Here is an 18,097-nt window from a genome sequence, read left to right on the forward strand (position 1 = left end):
CAAGCAGCTCTACTACTGTCATCCCAGCACGTGACACTGGGATGACAAACGGTTGTGAAAGGGAATACATATAAAAATTAAACTATCAATAGCAATTCAAAAAGAAAAAATATTCTATTCATCCCTGAAGAAGCATTTTATTGACAATTTATGAATAAAGATCAATAATGCAGAAAAGGAATTGATGGGCGTATGCATGAATTTAACCGCTATTATAGCCTTTCTTATAATAGTCCGAATGCGATAAGATATGTGTTTATGGCTATAGCAGGCCAGTAGCATATTACGGTCTGTTCGGATTATTGTAAAAAGAGCTATAATTGTACATTATTTGTTGTAATTACATATTTTTTGACGTGCATTATAGCTTGGTGCTTACCTTTCAAAGACATAACATTATTAACAACATTTGTTCCGGCTTCAGTTGCAATTTTGCTAACCATTTATAATAAACAGAAGGTAAGGGATCTTTTTAAACTTAGTTCGCCAAAAAACTGTCTATTAGGGTTTATACTTATTCTGGTAAGTATGCTAATTTCCAATGGTCTTTTGTCAATTTACTGCGGTTTTTCATTTTTCCGAGAGTCTTTTACGTTAGACCGTGTAAAGGATTTGAGTGCAGTTTTGAGTCCATTAGTGATGTTATTTGTTTTATTATCAACCTTTGTGATGTGGATCATTATGTCTCTTGGTGAAGAGATCGGTTGGCGTGGCTATCTTTTGAAAAATCTTAAAAGCAAAATATCAAATTTTTATATCAGAGCAATTATTGTCGGTATTATTTGGTCAGTATGGCACATACCAACTTATGTGGTTGCTGGCTCAGCTTTGTGGAAGGATGGCTTTACATTCCCGACTATTTGTGCTTATACCCTTTATATTTGTGCAATGTCTATAATGTTTACCTGGTTGTTTGAAAAAGACAACTCGATTTGGCCAGTAACTATTGCTCATGCAACAAATAATCTTGTGTATAGTGTTTTGAGCATTCTAATGCCGTCTCCTCCTCTGTCAACTTTCGATGTAGTAATTCGCCTTACATTAGGAGCAGCTGGTTATTTCATTGTTGCAATTGGTGTTATTTGGTTTGATAAAGCTCGAGAGCGTCATTTGAGTAATTCATAGTATAAAATTTCGGGGGCAATTCGCATCAGGTGTCATGCAGGTAGCATGACACTGGGATGATGAGGAAGAAAAAGCAAATTTTGCCTTTTACGGTCAATCTATTATACTTAGTAAGACTTCAATAAACTAATGAATTATACTTTATATCTAATTAAATGCACAAGATATTAATAAGAAATAACTACAAACCTTTGGTCGGAAAAATCAAGATTAATGGCTCAAAAAATGCTGTTTTACCAATAATGGCAGCAAGTCTATTAAGTAGCTCCCCGGTAATTTTGCATAATGTACCTGATTTAATTGATGTGCATCTAATGTCTAAGTTGCTTGAAAGTCTTGGAGCAGAAGTGAACTTTATGCACAATAAAAATTATAAAGCGAACCATACTTTGAAAATTGACTGCAGCAATATCAACAATCACGTGATGCCATATAAAACCGCAAGTAAGCTAAGAACTTCTTTTCTAATATTGGGTCCAATGCTTAGCAGATTTGGCAAAGCGAGAACAGCATTTCCTGGTGGATGCAACATCGGAAAGCGTCCCGTTGATATGCATATTAAAGCATTAGAAGAAATGGGAGCTAAAATTGAAATTGACGGCTATAATATAATTGCAACAGTGAAAGGAAAGCTACAAGGAAAAGAAATCACATTTGAGAAAATAAGTGTTGGCGCAACAGAAAATGTAATAATGGCAGCAACATTTGCAGAAGGAGTGACAACAATAAACAATGCTGCAACTGAGCCGGAAGTTCTTGATTTAATAGATTTTCTGAAGAAAATGGGTGCTGATATTGAAATTGATAATACAAAGGTCATAATAACAGGAGTTGAAGCACTAAATGGATGTGTTCATAAAATAATACCAGATCGCATAGAAGCAGGCACCTATGCACTAGCTGCTATAATAACCGGTGGTAAGTTGGAGTTGGAAGGAATAAATCTATCTGATATAAGGTGTATTACAAATGAGTTGGAGACTATAGGAGCTATGGTTGAACTGTATGATGGAGGCATTGTTATTTCCAGAAAAAATGGCTCTATTAAGTCTGCTAACGTTGCGACAGATCCATATCCCAATTTTCCCAGTGATATGCAACCACAACTGATGTCTGCAATGTGCATCGCTGATGGGATATCAGTAATTGAAGAGAACATTTTTGAAAACAGATTTACACATGCAGATGAATTGAGAAAGTTAGGTGCTAATATCAGCATCGAGAAAAGCAAAGCTACTATAAGTGGAATAAAAAGCTTATCTGGAGCTAATCTATATGCTACTGACTTAAGATCAACAGCAGCTTTGGTGCTTGCTTCTTTGGTAGCCGGTGGAGAAACTATAATAAACAATTCACATCATTTATGGAGAGGATATGAAGCAATGCATGAAAAACTCAATTCATGTGGAGCTGATATCTCCATTTCGTCTTGAGGATATTTTATGAATGAAGCAACCAAACGAACTATAGTAAAAGAAATAGATGCAATCTTATATGAAGAACATAAGGTATTAGACCATGGATTTATTCGAGTAGTGGATTATATGGGCTCTGATAGCGCTATAGTTCAAGCTGCTCGTGTTTCTTATGGCAAGGGAACAAAACAGATAAGTCAGGATGAAGCACTTATAAAGTATTTAATGAGACATCATCATACAACTCCATTTGAAATGTGTGAAATTAAGTTTCACGTGAAACTTCCAATTTTTGTTGCAAGGCAATGGATAAGGCATAGAACTGCAAATGTGAATGAATATTCAGCAAGGTATTCAATACTTGATAATGAATTTTATACACCTAAACCAGAACAAGTTGCAAAACAATCTGACAATAATAAACAAGGTAGCGGGGAAGCTTTTGATCCAGATACCTCAAAGGAAATAATAGATTCTCTAACAAATGACTCTAATTTAGTATATTCTCATTATGAAAAATTTATTGAGCAGGGGCTTGCAAGAGAAATTGCCAGAACTAACCTAATGCTTAATTACTACACGCAATTTTATTGGAAAATAGATCTGCATAATCTCCTTCATTTTTTGAAGCTTAGAGCTGATAAGCATGCCCAATATGAAATCAGAGTTTATGCAGAAGTTATGCTGGACATAATAAAAAAATGGGTTCCACTGGCCTACAATGCCTTTGTTGAATATTGCCTAGAATCAGCCTGTATTTCAAGAACTGGTCTAGAAATAATTCGCAAATTAATTAAAGGGGAAAACGTTACTAGAGAAAAAAGTAATATTGGTAAAAGAGAATGGGGCGAGCTGATGTCTATACTTGATAAACAATCTTAAAGATAAAGGCATACGTGTCAATCTCCTCTGTCAGTTATAGCCTTTCTTATAATAGTCCGAATGCGATAAGATATGTGTTTATGGCTATAGCAGGCCAGTAGCATATTACGGTCTGTTCGGATTATTGTAAAAAGAGCTATAACTCTCGTTCACCAGATTGAATCTTGCTTTTTACATCACATTAACTCATCACTTTTATAGAACATCTCATTAAAATCATTTAGAGTTCCAAAATCCTGACCCTTGATAAACAGGTGATCATTAGCAACATGTGCTTCATCAAGAGTAAACAGCTCGTAATGATGATTGTGAGCGGGCCTAACAATTTCATTATATAAAACCATTACTTGTTCGTAGTTATATCCATCGCCAGCATGATATTTACCACGTACGGTATCATAAAAATTCTTTACATCATCATATGTCACTTGCAGCTCCACCTTATACTTTCCCACTTCAAGAGGACTTCCTGTCTTTATTTTTAAGGGATGTTGTGAATTTGCAACACTGTTAGAAGTTTCTGCTTTATAGAACATCTCATTAAAATCATTTAGAGTTCCAAAATCCTGACCCTTGATAAACAGGTGATCATTAGCAACATGTGCTTCATCAAGAGTAAACAGCTCGTAATGATGATTGTGAGCGGGCCTAACAATTTCATTATATAAAACCATTACTTGTTCGTAGTTATATCCATCGCCAGCATGATATTTACCACGTACGGTATCATAAAAATTCTTTACATCATCATATGTCACTTGCAGCTCCACCTTATACTTTCCCACTTCAAGAGGACTTCCTGTCTTTATTTTTAAGGGATGTTGTGAATTTGCAACACTGTTAGAAGTTTCTGCTTTATAGAACATCTCATTAAAATCATTTAGAGTTCCAAAATCCTGACCCTTGATAAACAGGTGATCATTAGCAACATGTGCTTCATCAAGAGTAAACAGCTCGTAATGATGATTGTGAGCGGGCCTAACAATTTCATTATATAAAACCATTACTTGTTCGTAGTTATATCCATCGCCAGCATGATATTTACCACGTACGGTATCATAAAAATTCTTTACATCATCATATGTCACTTGCAGCTCCACCTTATACTTTCCCACTTCAAGAGGACTTCCTGTCTTTATTTTTAAGGGATGTTGTGAATTTGCAACACTGTTAGAAGTTTCTGCTTCAATATCAGAATTTTTATCCATATTTTCTATCACACTTGCCATAACAGTTTCTTGTTCATCTTCTGTTGGTTTTGTTTGTTTTTCAGTCTTATTACTGCTACTGTCAGTTTCCACAGTTACTTTTTTTACTTCTATATCTTTTTGAGCTTTCTCATTACTTTGCTTGTGTATTTCATCTCCATGCAATTTTTCCTGCAGAGCTTTTTTCGTATCAGCATAATCATCACGATTGCTTTGCAAAGCTGGTTTATAACTGCTGCTATCATCCGCTTGCATTTGATCTATATAGTTAGATTCTTCTTCCTGTATAGTATTTTTTGCGTTATCCTCACCAACCGTTCCTTTCTCCCCAGACTTGGCTTCACTCTCTACCACAACTTCTTCGTCTACTTGCTCATCATCAATTGTAAATTCAGTACCTATCTGATTGCTATCTTCCTCCAATTCATTAGATAATTTTTCAGATAGCTGGTCACCACTCAAATATGGTTCCTTTGAATATTTAGCATAATTATGGGGATCGGTTCTGTTTTCTGAATAAAACCCACTTTCAAAGTCTGAGTAGGAGCTTTGATTGAGCACAAAAAATAAGTTTTCATAATTAACCAGCATATCACTATCAGGGCTAACAAAATTTAAATATTCATCGCCTTCCCATTCTGGGTGGTGTCTATACTCTGCTATGTAGTATTTACTAGAGTCGAGAGGTATCTTGTCACCTTCTTCCCCATCAAGTTGTAAAACTACTTCTGAATGCCCATTACCTAAATCATTACCTTTTACCACTTTGAATATTTTAATCTCATCCTTTTCTACAAGTTCTTTTAACTCCTCGTTCTTTTCATTTAACTCTTCCTCCCTTTGTCTTTCTGCTTCTCTCTCTCTTGCCAATCTTTCTGCTTCTTCATCAGCTTTCTTCTGCAGTTGTGAGAATACATTTTGTAATATATCTTGTGTGGTTAAGCTATTTGTGTTGCTTAAAAAATTATCTAACACATTTGATGCAATTGGTGACAATTCACCGTGATCATCAAATACTTTTTCCTTTGCTTTATCATAGTGATTTGGGTTATAGATTGCATACAGAGGATAAAAACCATAATCTGCAATTGACGCTCCGTCAGGTGATAGTTCCATTGAGAATCCATAGTAATTAAGTGGAAGATCGGAGGTTAAATATTTACCGTTATCATCCCTAACGTGTAGCTCACTTCTACCATTGTGCTCACTATATTTGTTGTAGTAGATATAAAAATTCTCATGGTTAAGATTGAAGTGATCATCTAGATTATCGAATTGAATTGTACTGCCAAGCTTCTCGCGCAAAAGATTTTTGCTTTCATCTGTAAGCTTTATATGTGCAGAAAAGTAGTATCGATCTATAGGTTCGCCTTTTTCTATTTCAAAGTTCAAAGTAATCTTGTCGTTGACCATTGGTAGCCTCCACAAATTCTATAAATCATTTTATTTATCAATCATACGGTCTGTACTATGAAAAATGTGTTAAACGTTAAGATTTTCTCTGTACCGATTCATCTATATTGCCAAGCTTAATAAAGTTACAAGCTCTTTAAAACAATGTTAAACTCAATCACTATGGCAAAAACAGTTGACGTATTACTACCACTTCCAATTGATCAGTTATTTTCATATGCAATTGAGGAAAATACTGAGATTTTACTTGGAGATTACATAGTGGTGCCATTTGGCAAAAAACGCTTAATCGGAATAGTTTGGAAATACAGTGATAAAAGTAACCGAGAATTAAAATTTATTGAGCAAAAAATCGATTTACCAAATATTAGACCAAAATTGATTGCATTTGCAGAGTGGGTTGCACAATACAATTTAATACCTATTGGTATGCTTGCCAAAGTGATAATGGGAGGAGTGTTAAAAGTAAATCACATAGATAAATTGGTTTGTGTTGAACAAAAGCAGGAAACAAGTGAAATAAGTTGCCAGTTAAGCCCTGAACAGCAGATAGCTAGTGATAAAATAATCAGCAATTTGAACGAGTATTCAGTGACTTTGCTTGACGGTGAGACAGGATCTGGAAAAACGGAAGTTTATCTCTCTGTGATTGCACAATTGATTAAGAATTACACTGCCGTTCCAAATGCTGCTCAGACTTTACCATCCCAGTGCCCAGAGACACAACTGTACGAACATTGTGATTTGGGTCTACCAAGAGGGTGTCATCCGAGTAGCCTGACACTGGGATCCAGTTTTTCATATAACCTCATTACAAATGTTTATTTTAACTTAAAACCAATACCTAATTTACAATCAAAATTCCTGGATTCCAGTGTCAAGCACTGGAATGACACCTTTATACTCAAGGCAAAACCCACTGTAACATTTAGCATACCGTCTTTGCCACGTACTAGTATGACACCAGAATATGTTGAAATGACATCAGGAGAAGGTAATACACAAATTTTAATCCTCCTACCTGAAATTGTTTTAACTTCACAATTGGTAAATCGTGTTCGCGGTCAGATATCAAAAAACTTAGTTGAATGGCACTCAGGGCTCACTCCAAAAACTCGCCGGAATAATTGGCTCAATATAGCAAATGGAAATGCGCAGATAATTATTGGTGCACGGTCAGCGCTTTTTTTGCCTTATAAAAACCTAAAATTGATTATCGTTGATGAAGAGCACGACTCATCTTTTAAACAAGAACAGGGAATTATATATAATGCTCGAGATATGGCGATAATCTTAGCCAAATTTGAAAATATTCCGATTATTTTATCATCAGCTACTCCACTGCTTGAAACGATTCATCATGTTAAAAACGGGAATTACAATCATGTAAAGCTAACTAAACGATTTGGTGGTGCAGAATTGCCACTCATTAAAGTAGTAGATATGAGGAACAACAAGCAATGGATCTCCTCTGAGCTTTTTGAAAGCATCAAACAAACCATAGAGAAAAAACAGCAGGTTATGCTTTTTCTAAACCGCAGAGGGTATGCACAACTGGCAGTTTGTAAAAAGTGTGGATATAAAATTTCCTGCTTAAATTGTGCTGTTTGGCTTACATATCACAAGAAAAAAAATGCTCTTTTGTGCCACCACTGCTCTTATCAATTGAAACTTCCAGAAAAATGCTCTAATTGCCAAAGTGAACAGCCGTTGTCCCTCTACGGGATAGGAATTGAAAAGTTACTTGAAGAAATGGTGAAATTAATACCAAACGCAAAAACTGCGATGATAAGCAGCGATCAAAAGTCGGTTAGTAACGTAATTGACTTAGTGTTGAAAGAAGAGGTGAACATTATAATCGGCACACAAATAATTGCTAAAGGGCACAATTTTCCCAAATTAACTTTGGTTGGAGTAATGAATGCAGATTTGAGCCTCGAAAATTCTGATTTGAGAGCAGCGGAAAAGACGTATCAATTATTGCACCAAGTTGCAGGCAGGTCAGGAAGGTTTAATGAAAAAGGAATGGTAATAGTGCAAACCAATAACCCTGAAAGTTCAATAATAAAAGCATTGCTGCATCAAAAAAGGGACTCATTTTATGAAATTGAACTTAAGTCAAGACGTGAAGCCAAAATGCCACCATTTAGCAGATTAATAGCGCTTATCATTTGTGGTAAGAATCAGATTGCAACACAAAAAGCAGCGAATGAAATAGTAAAATCTCTTCTTTGTCATCCAAGTAGCTTAACTACTTGTATCCAGGAAAAAAATGTAGGTGTAGACAAAAAGGAATTTGAAATTCTTGGCCCATCACCAGCAGCGATAAATTTTTTAAATAATAAGTATCGGTATAGGGTATTATTAAAAATACACAATAAACACAGTTTATCTATACAAAAAAAGCTGAAATATTGGATTAAAAATTGTAACTTGAATTCGAGTATTGCAGTGATAATAGATGTTGATCCTGTGAGTTTTTTTTAACGAGTTCCGTTAAGCCTTCTTGCCAATTACCACAACATTCTCACTGGGAAAAAAATAATCAGGTACAACCATATTTTTTGGTGCAGGACCCCCAATCACTCGGCCTGATGTATCATAATATGAACCGTGGCAAGGACAGAACCAACCATTACCATCTCTTGTAGCGTGGTCAACCGGTACACACCCAAGATGTGTACATATTCCGATCATGATTAACCATTCGTCTTTTCCTTCGTATACTCTCTGCTCATCTAATTGAGGATCCCTCAAGCTCTTCACATTCACAGCTCTTGCAGCCTCAATTTCTTGCTTTGTGCGTCTACGAATGAATACTGGTTTACCTTGCCACTTTACTTTTACTCCATGTCCTTCCTGAATTCCAGACAAATTCACTTCCACTGTGGAAGTTGCTAGAACTTCAGCAGAAGGATTCATAGATTTAACCAGTGGCCAAAGTCCACTTGCAGCTCCTATACCTGCCATAGCGCATGTAGTTAATGTTATAAAATCTCTCCTACTCTTACTTTTAGTAAGATCTTTAACAGGAGGTGTTTTTTTATCCTCTTTGTCTGCCAGTGGTTTTTTATTTTTAGTTAAATTTTTGTCCATTGATCTTTACTTAGCCATAAGTATATATTTTAATTTAAATACTGCGTATTAATCAACAAAAACTTGCGCTTTTTGTTTAACCTGTACTACAGTTGAGAAGAGATAGAGTTTTCAACTTCAGAAATACTATCTTCAGTGGAATCAGGATCTTCAATTTTCGCTACTGACACCACCTTTTCTCTACTTTCTGTTTTAAATAGAGTTACTCCCTGAGTGCTACGTCCTGCAATCCTGATATCATTTACTGAAATACGAATTAACTTTCCTTTATCTGTAATAAGCATTATATTATCACCCTGCTCAACTGGAAAACTAGCAATAACATTACCATTTCTGCTAGTAGTAAGAATATTGGTGATACCAACACCACCCCTGTTAGTTATTCTATACTCATACGCAGAAGTTCTTTTACCAAAGCCATTTTCAGTAATAGTTAATATAAACTCCTCATTCACTGCAAGTTTTAAGAATAATTCGTTATCTATTCCTAAATCATTTAAAGTCTTTTTCAATTTAGAATCAATGGAGTTATTAATTGCAGTTCCCAGTCTTTTTGCAAGTGGAACTTTTAAGTAAAGTTCTTTTGTTTCTGTTGCTACACCTATCCCATTTAATATGGTCATGGATATCACGCTGTCATTCTTTGCAAGTTTGATACCTCTTACGCCATCTGAATTGCGACTTTTAAATTGACGCACATCACTTACAACAAATCTGATACTTTTGCCGAATCTTGTTGAAAGAAAAACATGATCAATTGCATTGCATACTTTAACCGATATTAATTTGTCTCCTTCATCGAGCTTTATTGCTATTTTTCCATTGCTTGGAATATAGTGAAAGTCCGCTAAAGAGTTACGCCTTATGTTTCCATGGGCAGTAGCAAAAACTATGTTTTGATTTTCGTCATTTTCACTTGGCAATGGCATGATATTAGTTATAGTTTCACCATCGCTAAGCGGAAATATGTTAACAAGTGCTCTTCCACGTGCAGTTGGTTCTGCAAGAGGCAACTTATAAACTTTTAATCTATAAACTCGACCAATATTAGAAAAGAATAAGAGGCTAGTGTGGGTATTCCCAACAAATAATTTTGTGATTACATCCTCTTCTTTTAATCCTTGTCCTAGCTTTCCTTTTCCACCACGACGCTGAGTTCTGTAGTGAGAAAGCTTCACACGCTTGATATAACCATTCATAGTTACGGTTATCACCATATCCTCTTGTGGAATTAGATCTTCAGCTTCAATGTCCGTATCTGATTCCTCTATTGAAGTTTTTCGCGGCACAGCAAATCTGTTCTTTATTTCTTGTAGATTGTTTTTTATTTCCTTCATCAACTTCTCTTCTGAGCCAAGAAAAGCGATATATTCTTTTATCAGGTTGATCATTGAACTTAGCTCAGCTTCTAATTTGTCTTTTTCAAGGCCTGTTAAACGCTGCAGTTTCATATCAAGGATAGCTTTAATTTGTAGCTCAGTTAATCTATACACTCCATCTTTCAAAAAGCTTGCGCTATCTGAAATCAACTCGATGATAGTGTTGATTTCATTCGAAGTTTTCCATTCTTTATTTAAAAGTTCTCTACTTGCTTCCGCAGGATCTTTTGCACCGCGGATGATTTTTATCACTTCATCTATGCTGAGGACCGCAATGTAGAGCCCTATATATATATGAGCTTTTTCTCTCGTTTTTCTTAGACGAAATTCTGTTCTCCTGATTAACACTTCTTTTCTAAAGTCAACAAAAGCAGCTATGATTTCTTTTAACGACATCAAAGCAGGTCTATTGTTATTGAGTACTAAAGTGTTAACACTAAAACTACTTCTTAGTGGAGTTAGTCCCAATATTTGATTAAGTATAAAACTTGCTTCAGCATTTCTTCTGAGGTCAATTACTACTCTAATACCAGACTTATCGGACTCATCCCTAATTTCTGTTATGCCATCAATTCTTTTTTCTTTTACAAGCTCACCTATCTTCTCAATTAATTTTACTTTATTTACCTGGTAAGGTATTTCATCAATCACTATTGCTTGCCTATCTTGTGGCAGGTCTTCTATGTGAGTCTTGCCTTGCACAACAATTGATCCACGACCAGTTGCAAATGCTGATTTTATTCCAGACCTTCCAAGAATCGTTCCCCCAGTTGGGAAATCCGGCCCTGGCATCACTTCAAGTAACTCATCCAAAGTAACTTCAGAATTATCTACATATAATATACAAGCATCTATTATTTCTCCAAGATTATGAGAAGGAATATTGGTTGCCATACCAACTGCAACACCACTTGCACCGTTTACCAATAGATTCGGAAACTCTGCAGGCAGCACAACTGGTTCTGTTTCATTTCCATCGTAGTTTGGCCTAAAATTAACTGTATCTTCATCAATATCATTCAGTAAAAAGTGTGACACTTTTTGAAGTCTTGCTTCTGTGTATCGCATTGAAGCTGGTGGATCTCCATCTATCGAACCAAAGTTACCTTGCCCATCAATAAGCGGTAAAAGAAGAGAGAAATCTTGAGCCATCCTAACCAAGGAATCGTAAATAGCTGCATCACCATGTGGGTGATATTTCCCCATTACGTCCCCAACTATACGAGCCGCTTTTTTATATGGCTTACCGGCATCGAATCCAGCTCTCGACATTGCATATAATATACGCCTATGAACAGGTTTAAATCCATCCCGCACGTCAGGTATAGCCCTGCTTATGATAACGCTCATTGCGTAGGAAAGATAAGAATCTTCCAGCTCTTTTACTATTGAGATTGGTACTATATTATCCTGCATTTTCTATACTTTAATTGAAGTAATTAATAATACTAACATTCAGTTAAGCAAATGGGCAATGACAGACTTGAACTGCCGACCTCCTCGGTGTAAACGAGATGCTCTACCAGCTGAGCTAATTGCCCCTTTAGATCTAATTCTATAGCTCAATATTATTATTGTAAACAAAAATAGCGATAAATTAGCTTTAGGTAAGCTATAAGCTTTTATGAAATCTTTGGGTGCGTGCTGTGAAGTTTTATAAATTTTAGTCTTGCTGTCACTTTGTATAAAGGTATTTTTTCACTCACATCTTTCGAAGTTGTAGCCATGTTTAACAACTTTAAGTAGAATATTGTAGCATTTTGAAAATCTGAAAGTTTATCTAGAATAACAGCTAAATTATAAGTATAAAAAATATTGTTTTCATCGAGGGAAATAGCAGTTATCATATACTCTTTACCTTTTACATAATCCTCCTTTTTCATATAGATCAGACCTAAATTTGCTAATAAAGGAGCATAATTTTTATGTATATCATACAATTTTAACATTTCACTCAACGCCAGATCAGGATCATATTGTGAGATTATCGTCAGAAAATTTTTTAATATGTAAGGGTTACTAGGGTGTTCTTTTAACAGTCTTGTGTAAATCTCTACAGCTTTTTTGTATTCTTTATTAGCGTAATAAATATTTCCCAATCCAATTAAAGCATTTTTATGATAAGGAAACTTTGCAATGATCTGATTAAGGATAGAAATAGCTGTTTCATTATCTCCTGATTCAAAGGAATCTTTTGCTTTTTTTAAAGTAGAGTATATGTCAAAACTCTTGCCAGAATTCTGCGCAATTTTGATGTTAAATTTATCACTTTTTCTCTCAATAACATCAAGATCTTTATATTTTTTATCAGCTTTTATATGCTTGACAACACTATCAAAGGCCTTCTGTATCTCCAAATTTTCACTAGCATAGGTAACAGAAGACCTCCATAAAATCACAACGCAAATTAACATGCAGATAAACATAGGTCCTAGTGTTGTGGCATTGGCTGCAGCGTGTAACCAGTAAACCTTATTTCTTTGAGCTATATGCAACACATTACAAATTCATAAATGCTAAATCACCTATCTCATACAATAATAAAGATATTATTAATCAGCGGGACGAACATGCTGTGTAGCCTTTCAGAATGCATTTATCTTTTGTCTTCCATATTTCGCTTTATTTCCACAAAAATGCTTCAATTTATCTTAACATTTTGTCAACTACCTTTGTAGATTTAAAAGGGCATTTTTACATATTCCATATGGCTGCCAGTTGCACCCCTCACATGCGTACTCGAATTTCTCTAAAGACATTTTCTCCCTAATCTTTTCTACCGCTTCACTCCAGGTCAAAGTCTCGCCAATTTTAATTCCTAAAATTTCCATATGCCTTCTATCTAGCTCTAAAACTTTAGCTTGTGTGGTGCATTTACCTTGTTTAGTCTGATTTGGACAAGCACTACAGATACTATCAAGGTTACCAACTACTTCGATTTGAGTACTAATTACTTTGCTTGCTATCTTTTTATAATTTTCTACAAAACCCTGAGAATACCCATATCCCCGAAACGCGAGGGTGCACATGAAATGATGAGGGCGGAATTTTATCATTTTTTCAAATATTGCAAAGCTGCTACAAGTAGAAAAATTTTTATCAAACCAGGAAGGATAAATGGTAAAACACCCACCATTATTGCTTGTTCCAGACCCAAGTAAACAGCAAGCCAACTAACACCACAAATAAAGATTACAACTGTACCAGCCAGACAACTTAAAGAATTACACACAAATGATTTATACTTAGAGTTCAGTAATTCATTTACTTTGCTCATTACCATAACAGCAGCTAAAAAGCCAATTAAATATCCACCTGTTGGTCCAAGGAGAGCGTGATAACCACCAGAAAAATTTGCAAGAACAGGCAATCCTGCTGCACCAAGTGATAGATATGTAAGCACAGAATAGAATGCTGTTCTGCGGTTAAATTTAAGCCCAATAAGCATTACTCCTAAAGTTTGCAATGTGATAGGCACAGGCTGCAATGGTATGCTTATTTGAGCCATCAAGAATAAAAGTAAAACGCAAGACAATATTTCAGCCAGTGTTGATCTGCTGCTAGATTGTGTTATAAACATACCTTCCCAATAAAAATAACTTATTAAATATAATATATGTGTATGAGAGGTTTTGCAATTTAAGTTTTGCTTATATTGTGCTACAATGAATTATTTATGCACTATTAAATTAAAAATGATGAGTAAACAAGATCTATTATCGTTGATGAAAGCAAGGCACAGCGGACGTTCATACGATCCTACAAGAGCAATATCTCAGGAAGACATGGATATTTTAATGGAAGCTGTAAGGCTGACTCCCTCATGTTTTGGTGATGAACCTTGGAGATATGTGATATGCAATAAACAGAGCAATCAAAACGCATGGGAAAAATTGCTAAATTATCTTGATGAATCTAATCAAAAGTGGGCAAAAGATGCACAAGTGTTAATCATATCTTTAAGCGCTAAGAATTTCCGCAAATCTGATAAAGGTGAAAATTTTTGGGCTAATCACGATACTGGTGCAGCGAATTATGGACTTATGTTACAAGCTGCAGTTATGAACTTAATGGCCCATCAAATGGGTGGATTTGATAGAGATAAAATAGTGAAAGAGTTCAATATACCCAATGACTTTAACGTAATGTCAGTGATAGCGGTTGGTTACGAAGAAGAGGGCGCTGAAACAAGTAAGAAAAAAAGGAGACCAATAGAAGAAATGTTTTTTTATGATGAGTGGCCAAGGTCCTGAAAATTTTATCAAAATGCACGGCACTGGTAACAACTTCGTTATCATAGACTCACGTTCAACAAACAATTTAGACTGGAACCATAGACAAATTGCTGATCAAAGCAGTTGTGATCAAGTGATAATTATAACAATGTCTAATGCTGCAGACTGTTTTATGCATATCTATAATGCTGATGGCAGTCGAGCTGAAATGTGCGGAAACGCAGCACGCTGTGTTGGATATTTGATAATGTCAGAAAAAGGTACTGAGTATATCACTATTGAGCTGGTAAACAAACGCATTTTAGAGTGTTTTAAAGTGGGTGATAAATCCATAAAGGTTAACATGGGCAAACCTTTGCTAAAATGGCATGAAATTCCCTTGTCTACTGAGTGTGACACTCTTCACTTACCTATAGAGCTTGAAATGCTAAAAGATCCTGTTGCAGTAAATATTGGTAATCCTCACATAGTTTTTTTTGTTGATAACGTAAATGAAATACCATTGCAAAGTTTAGGATCAAAGTTGGAAAGTCACGTATTATTTCCTCAGAAAATTAATATTAGTATTGCACAAGTTGAAAAGTCTGGAGAAATAGCTTTAAGAGTTTGGGAAAGAGGTACAGGCATTACTGCATCATGCGGTAGTGCAGCCTGTGCAGCACTTGTTGCATCCACACTACGTGGATATCTGGTTGCCCAACAGACTTCAGTAAATTTACCAGGAGGCAAGTTATTAATCGAATGGGCAAATAACGTATTCATGACCGGTGATATAGGGTTTTTGTGACCCTAATTCTAGTGATGCATTACTTCCAATACCTTCTTACCAATTACTGCAGGGGTTTCAGCAATTGCAATTCCGGCACTCCGCATAACTTCTAGTTTTGCACCAGCACTTCCACCGCTGGAGGAGATGATTGCTCCAGCGTGTCCCATACGTCTTCCTGGAGGTGCCGTTTGGCCTGCTACAAAACCAACGATTGGCTTTTTAGTTTTTTCTGTTTTCACAAAATGTGATACATCTTCTTCTTCGTTTCCACCTATTTCACCAATAACTACAATACCATGAGTATCGCCATCTTTTAAAAAGAGCTCCATACAGTCGACAAATGTCATACCATGAATTGGATCCCCCCCAATTCCGATACACGTGGATTGACCAAGACCAACAGCGGTTGTTTGTGCTACTGCCTCGTAAGTTAAAGTTCCGGAGCGAGACATAATTCCTATGTGTCCACGCTTATGGATATGGCCAGGCATAATTCCTATTTTGCATTCTTCAGGTGTAATAATTCCCGGACAGTTGGGACCAATCAATCGACTTTTTGAGCAGATAAGCGCACGCTTAACTTTCACCACATCAAGTATAGGAATGCCCTCTGTAATACAAATTATCAATTCTATTTTTGCATCTATTGCTTCAAGTATTGCAGCAGCAGCAAATTTAGCAGGTACATATATAACTGTAGCATTTGCACCGGTTTTTTCTTTGGCTTCTGCTACAGTATTAAAAACCGGTAAATTAAGGTGAGTGCTACCACCCTTTCCAGGAGTTACACCTCCCACCATTTTCGTTCCGTAATCAATTGCTTGCTCTGAATGAAATGTGCCTTGTGCACCAGTAAAACCCTGGCACATTAATCTTGTATCTTTGTTTACTAAAACGGACATGCTTTATTTTACCTCTTTTACTATCTTTTGTGCAGCATCACCCAGTTCATCTGCAGCAATAATATTTAATCCTGACTCTTCTAAGATTTTTTTTCCTTCTTCAAAATTAGTACCTGATAATCTAACCACTAGAGGAACTTTAATGCTCATTTCTTTTGCAGCCGCAACAATTCCACTTGCGATAATATCGCAACGCATTATACCACCAAATATATTAACCAAAATTCCTCTTACGTTGCTATCAGACAATATGATTTTAAATGCTTCAGTTACAGTTTCTTTACTCGCTCCACCACCAACATCCAAAAAGTTAGCAGGCTCTGCTCCGTAGTATTTTATTATATCCATTGTTGCCATAGCAAGACCTGCACCATTTACCATGCAACCAATACTGCCATCCATTTTGATGTAACTGAGCCCATACTTTGAAGCCTCTATCTCTTCTTTCACTTCCTCATCATAATCACGAAGTTCCATAATTTCTGGGTGACGATATAAAGCATTATCATCGAAATTAATTTTCGCATCGAGCGCAATAAAATCTCCAGAATTTGTTTCAACCAGTGGATTAATTTCAATTTGGCTCGCATCAGTTGCAATAAACGCATCATATATTTTTTTTGCAATGTTCGATATCTTTTCTATTTGTTCTGGACTCAAATGAAAACTGCTGCTTAACTTGCTGCTATCAAAACTTGTAGCAGAATCAATATCAAATTTCACAATTTTTGCAGGAGAATTTTTTGCCACTTCTTCGATGTCCATTCCACCTTCTGAGGAAAATATGAATATTGGCCTACTGAGCTTCGGGTCGATTACCAGGCTTAAATAATACTCTTTCTTAATGCTTGAGCCTTCTTCAACGTACACTTTTCTTACTTGCTGCCCGCTTGGCCCTGTTTGATGAGTAACTAAAGTCATACCAATCATGTCCTTTACAAACTGTCGAGCTTCTTCAACCGACTTTGCTAGCTTTACGCCACCGGCTTTACCCCTACCACCTGCATGAATTTGAGCTTTAACTACAAACACGTCAGATTTCAATTGACTTACTTGAGTCTTTACTTCTTCCGCAGATGTAGCAACAAAACCTTTTGGCACTGGGACATTAAATTTATGCAAAACTTCTTTCGCTTGATATTCGTGAATATTCATAAAATAACCAATGACAAACTATTAACCTGAGTACAAACTACCAACCATAACGCTGCCTTCTGCACTCCTGTTGGTACCTCTTTTTTTTAGCTTCAGCTTTCTTTTTAGCTCTCTTTTCTGATTTTTTTTCATGATATTGTTTTTTCATTTTTAACCCTCTTCCTTCCTTTTGAATTGTTTTTTTCAATACTGGAAGAGCTCTGTCTACATCACCATAATGGACTGATACTTCTATCAAACTCTATACCTCCTTCGGTAATCATTTCAAAATCTATTTATAAATTAGAAAATTAACATTGTCAATTATTTTATAAACTTGAGCGTTAAAATGTAATATGCCATAATTTACATGGTGAATAATGTCATTCCAGTGTCAGCTACTTGCTTACTGATGGAGATTGCTCTTATGTTACAGCGTTCTTACAATTATACTAACATCGGGGCGGAGAGATTTGAACTCACGACCCTTTGGTCCCAAACCAAATGCGCTACCAGGCTGCGCTACGCCCCGACTTCTT

General features: G+C 35.9%; 16 protein-coding genes and 2 tRNA genes. 6 read left to right on the plus strand and 12 right to left on the minus strand.

Going from position 1 to position 18,097, the window contains the following annotated elements; all coding sequences use genetic code 11:
- Window positions 1–114 precede the first annotated feature (114 nt).
- Window positions 115–282, minus strand: coding sequence for a hypothetical protein (locus tag OPR46_RS01070; protein ID WP_265043523.1), 168 nt, complete (start codon window positions 280–282; stop codon window positions 115–117).
- On the opposite strand from OPR46_RS01070, the gene OPR46_RS06945 reads away from it, so the two are divergent.
- The 3 genes from OPR46_RS06945 to thyX all read left to right on the plus strand — a co-directional run bounded on the left by OPR46_RS06945 (window position 283) and on the right by thyX (window position 3,422).
- Window positions 283–1,125 carry a lysostaphin resistance A-like protein gene (locus OPR46_RS06945; protein ID WP_458694307.1) on the plus strand — a complete coding sequence of 281 codons (843 nt, stop codon included), beginning with the start codon at window positions 283–285 and terminating at the stop codon, window positions 1,123–1,125.
- 155 nt (window positions 1,126–1,280) lie between these two features.
- The gene (gene murA / locus OPR46_RS01080) at window positions 1,281–2,558 is read left to right on the plus strand and encodes a UDP-N-acetylglucosamine 1-carboxyvinyltransferase (RefSeq protein ID WP_006279833.1); all 1,278 of its coding nucleotides are present in this window, start codon (window positions 1,281–1,283) and stop codon (window positions 2,556–2,558) included.
- A 9-nt stretch (window positions 2,559–2,567) separates the two neighbouring features.
- Window positions 2,568–3,422 carry an FAD-dependent thymidylate synthase gene (gene thyX / locus OPR46_RS01085; RefSeq protein WP_265043527.1) on the plus strand — a complete coding sequence of 285 codons (855 nt, stop codon included), beginning with the start codon at window positions 2,568–2,570 and terminating at the stop codon, window positions 3,420–3,422.
- 176 nt (window positions 3,423–3,598) lie between these two features.
- Here thyX and OPR46_RS01090 read toward each other — a convergent pair whose 3' ends face one another.
- Window positions 3,599–6,043: a hypothetical protein gene (locus OPR46_RS01090; protein ID WP_265043529.1), complete on the minus strand. Its 2,445-nt coding sequence runs from the start codon at window positions 6,041–6,043 to the stop codon at window positions 3,599–3,601.
- A gap of 144 nt (window positions 6,044–6,187) precedes the next feature.
- On the opposite strand from OPR46_RS01090, the gene priA reads away from it, so the two are divergent.
- A complete protein-coding gene (priA, locus tag OPR46_RS01095) occupies window positions 6,188–8,530 on the plus strand; it encodes a replication restart helicase PriA (RefSeq protein ID WP_265043531.1) in 2,343 nt (780 codons plus the stop codon).
- A gap of 9 nt (window positions 8,531–8,539) precedes the next feature.
- Here priA and petA read toward each other — a convergent pair whose 3' ends face one another.
- The 6 genes from petA to OPR46_RS01125 all read right to left on the minus strand — a co-directional run bounded on the left by petA (window position 8,540) and on the right by OPR46_RS01125 (window position 14,098).
- On the minus strand, window positions 8,540–9,139 hold the full coding sequence (gene petA / locus OPR46_RS01100) for a ubiquinol-cytochrome c reductase iron-sulfur subunit (protein ID WP_265043533.1): 600 nt from the start codon (window positions 9,137–9,139) through the stop codon (window positions 8,540–8,542).
- Between the two features lie 86 nt (window positions 9,140–9,225).
- The gene (gene gyrA, locus OPR46_RS01105) at window positions 9,226–11,934 is read right to left on the minus strand and encodes a DNA topoisomerase (ATP-hydrolyzing) subunit A (RefSeq protein ID WP_265043536.1); all 2,709 of its coding nucleotides are present in this window, start codon (window positions 11,932–11,934) and stop codon (window positions 9,226–9,228) included.
- A gap of 52 nt (window positions 11,935–11,986) precedes the next feature.
- Window positions 11,987–12,059: transfer RNA gene (locus OPR46_RS01110), tRNA-Val, on the minus strand.
- 81 nt (window positions 12,060–12,140) lie between these two features.
- The gene (locus tag OPR46_RS01115) at window positions 12,141–13,016 is read right to left on the minus strand and encodes a tetratricopeptide repeat protein (RefSeq protein ID WP_265043538.1); all 876 of its coding nucleotides are present in this window, start codon (window positions 13,014–13,016) and stop codon (window positions 12,141–12,143) included.
- 168 nt (window positions 13,017–13,184) lie between these two features.
- Window positions 13,185–13,574, minus strand: coding sequence for a DUF1284 domain-containing protein (locus OPR46_RS01120; protein WP_320109356.1), 390 nt, complete (start codon window positions 13,572–13,574; stop codon window positions 13,185–13,187).
- Entirely contained in the window at window positions 13,571–14,098 is a 528-nt protein-coding gene (locus OPR46_RS01125; RefSeq protein ID WP_264705842.1) for a biotin transporter BioY, read from the minus strand. The genes OPR46_RS01120 and OPR46_RS01125 overlap by 4 nt, the downstream gene beginning before the upstream one ends.
- A gap of 85 nt (window positions 14,099–14,183) precedes the next feature.
- On the opposite strand from OPR46_RS01125, the gene OPR46_RS01130 reads away from it, so the two are divergent.
- Entirely contained in the window at window positions 14,184–14,771 is a 588-nt protein-coding gene (locus OPR46_RS01130; protein ID WP_265043542.1) for a nitroreductase family protein, read from the plus strand.
- Window positions 14,752–15,540: a diaminopimelate epimerase gene (dapF, locus tag OPR46_RS01135; RefSeq protein WP_265044046.1), complete on the plus strand. Its 789-nt coding sequence runs from the start codon at window positions 14,752–14,754 to the stop codon at window positions 15,538–15,540. The genes OPR46_RS01130 and dapF overlap by 20 nt, the downstream gene beginning before the upstream one ends.
- Before the next feature lie 8 nt (window positions 15,541–15,548).
- On the opposite strand, the gene sucD is transcribed toward dapF, so the two are convergent.
- The 4 genes from sucD to OPR46_RS01155 all read right to left on the minus strand — a co-directional run bounded on the left by sucD (window position 15,549) and on the right by OPR46_RS01155 (window position 18,090).
- Complete coding sequence (sucD, locus tag OPR46_RS01140) at window positions 15,549–16,424, minus strand: succinate--CoA ligase subunit alpha (RefSeq protein WP_265043543.1); 876 nt, start codon at window positions 16,422–16,424, stop codon at window positions 15,549–15,551.
- A gap of 3 nt (window positions 16,425–16,427) precedes the next feature.
- Window positions 16,428–17,579, minus strand: coding sequence for an ADP-forming succinate--CoA ligase subunit beta (gene sucC / locus OPR46_RS01145; RefSeq protein ID WP_265043545.1), 1,152 nt, complete (start codon window positions 17,577–17,579; stop codon window positions 16,428–16,430).
- 37 nt (window positions 17,580–17,616) lie between these two features.
- Window positions 17,617–17,817: a 30S ribosomal protein S21 gene (rpsU, locus tag OPR46_RS01150; RefSeq protein WP_006279819.1), complete on the minus strand. Its 201-nt coding sequence runs from the start codon at window positions 17,815–17,817 to the stop codon at window positions 17,617–17,619.
- A 199-nt stretch (window positions 17,818–18,016) separates the two neighbouring features.
- Window positions 18,017–18,090 (minus strand) — tRNA-Pro (locus OPR46_RS01155).
- Window positions 18,091–18,097: the final 7 nt, after the last annotated feature.

Source organism: Wolbachia endosymbiont (group A) of Scambus nigricans (genome assembly GCF_947251485.1).
GTDB classification, from domain to species: domain Bacteria; phylum Pseudomonadota; class Alphaproteobacteria; order Rickettsiales; family Anaplasmataceae; genus Wolbachia; species Wolbachia pipientis.

What these genes read in the sequence shown, in the direction of transcription:
- petA (WP_265043533.1), bottom strand. Translation starts at nt 9,139, where the DNA reads ATGGACAAAAATTTAACTAAAAATAAAAAACCACTGGCAGACAAAGAG.
- OPR46_RS01130 (WP_265043542.1), top strand. Translation starts at nt 14,184, where the DNA reads ATGAATTATTTATGCACTATTAAATTAAAAATGATGAGTAAACAAGAT.
- dapF (WP_265044046.1), top strand. Translation starts at nt 14,752, where the DNA reads ATGAGTGGCCAAGGTCCTGAAAATTTTATCAAAATGCACGGCACTGGT.
- gyrA (WP_265043536.1), bottom strand. Translation starts at nt 11,934, where the DNA reads ATGCAGGATAATATAGTACCAATCTCAATAGTAAAAGAGCTGGAAGAT.
- sucC (WP_265043545.1), bottom strand. Translation starts at nt 17,579, where the DNA reads ATGAATATTCACGAATATCAAGCGAAAGAAGTTTTGCATAAATTTAAT.
- OPR46_RS01125 (WP_264705842.1), bottom strand. Translation starts at nt 14,098, where the DNA reads ATGTTTATAACACAATCTAGCAGCAGATCAACACTGGCTGAAATATTG.
- murA (WP_006279833.1), top strand. Translation starts at nt 1,281, where the DNA reads ATGCACAAGATATTAATAAGAAATAACTACAAACCTTTGGTCGGAAAA.
- sucD (WP_265043543.1), bottom strand. Translation starts at nt 16,424, where the DNA reads ATGTCCGTTTTAGTAAACAAAGATACAAGATTAATGTGCCAGGGTTTT.
- thyX (WP_265043527.1), top strand. Translation starts at nt 2,568, where the DNA reads ATGAATGAAGCAACCAAACGAACTATAGTAAAAGAAATAGATGCAATC.
- priA (WP_265043531.1), top strand. Translation starts at nt 6,188, where the DNA reads ATGTTAAACTCAATCACTATGGCAAAAACAGTTGACGTATTACTACCA.
- OPR46_RS01120 (WP_320109356.1), bottom strand. Translation starts at nt 13,574, where the DNA reads ATGATAAAATTCCGCCCTCATCATTTCATGTGCACCCTCGCGTTTCGG.
- OPR46_RS01070 (WP_265043523.1), bottom strand. Translation starts at nt 282, where the DNA reads ATGCTACTGGCCTGCTATAGCCATAAACACATATCTTATCGCATTCGG.
- OPR46_RS01090 (WP_265043529.1), bottom strand. Translation starts at nt 6,043, where the DNA reads ATGGTCAACGACAAGATTACTTTGAACTTTGAAATAGAAAAAGGCGAA.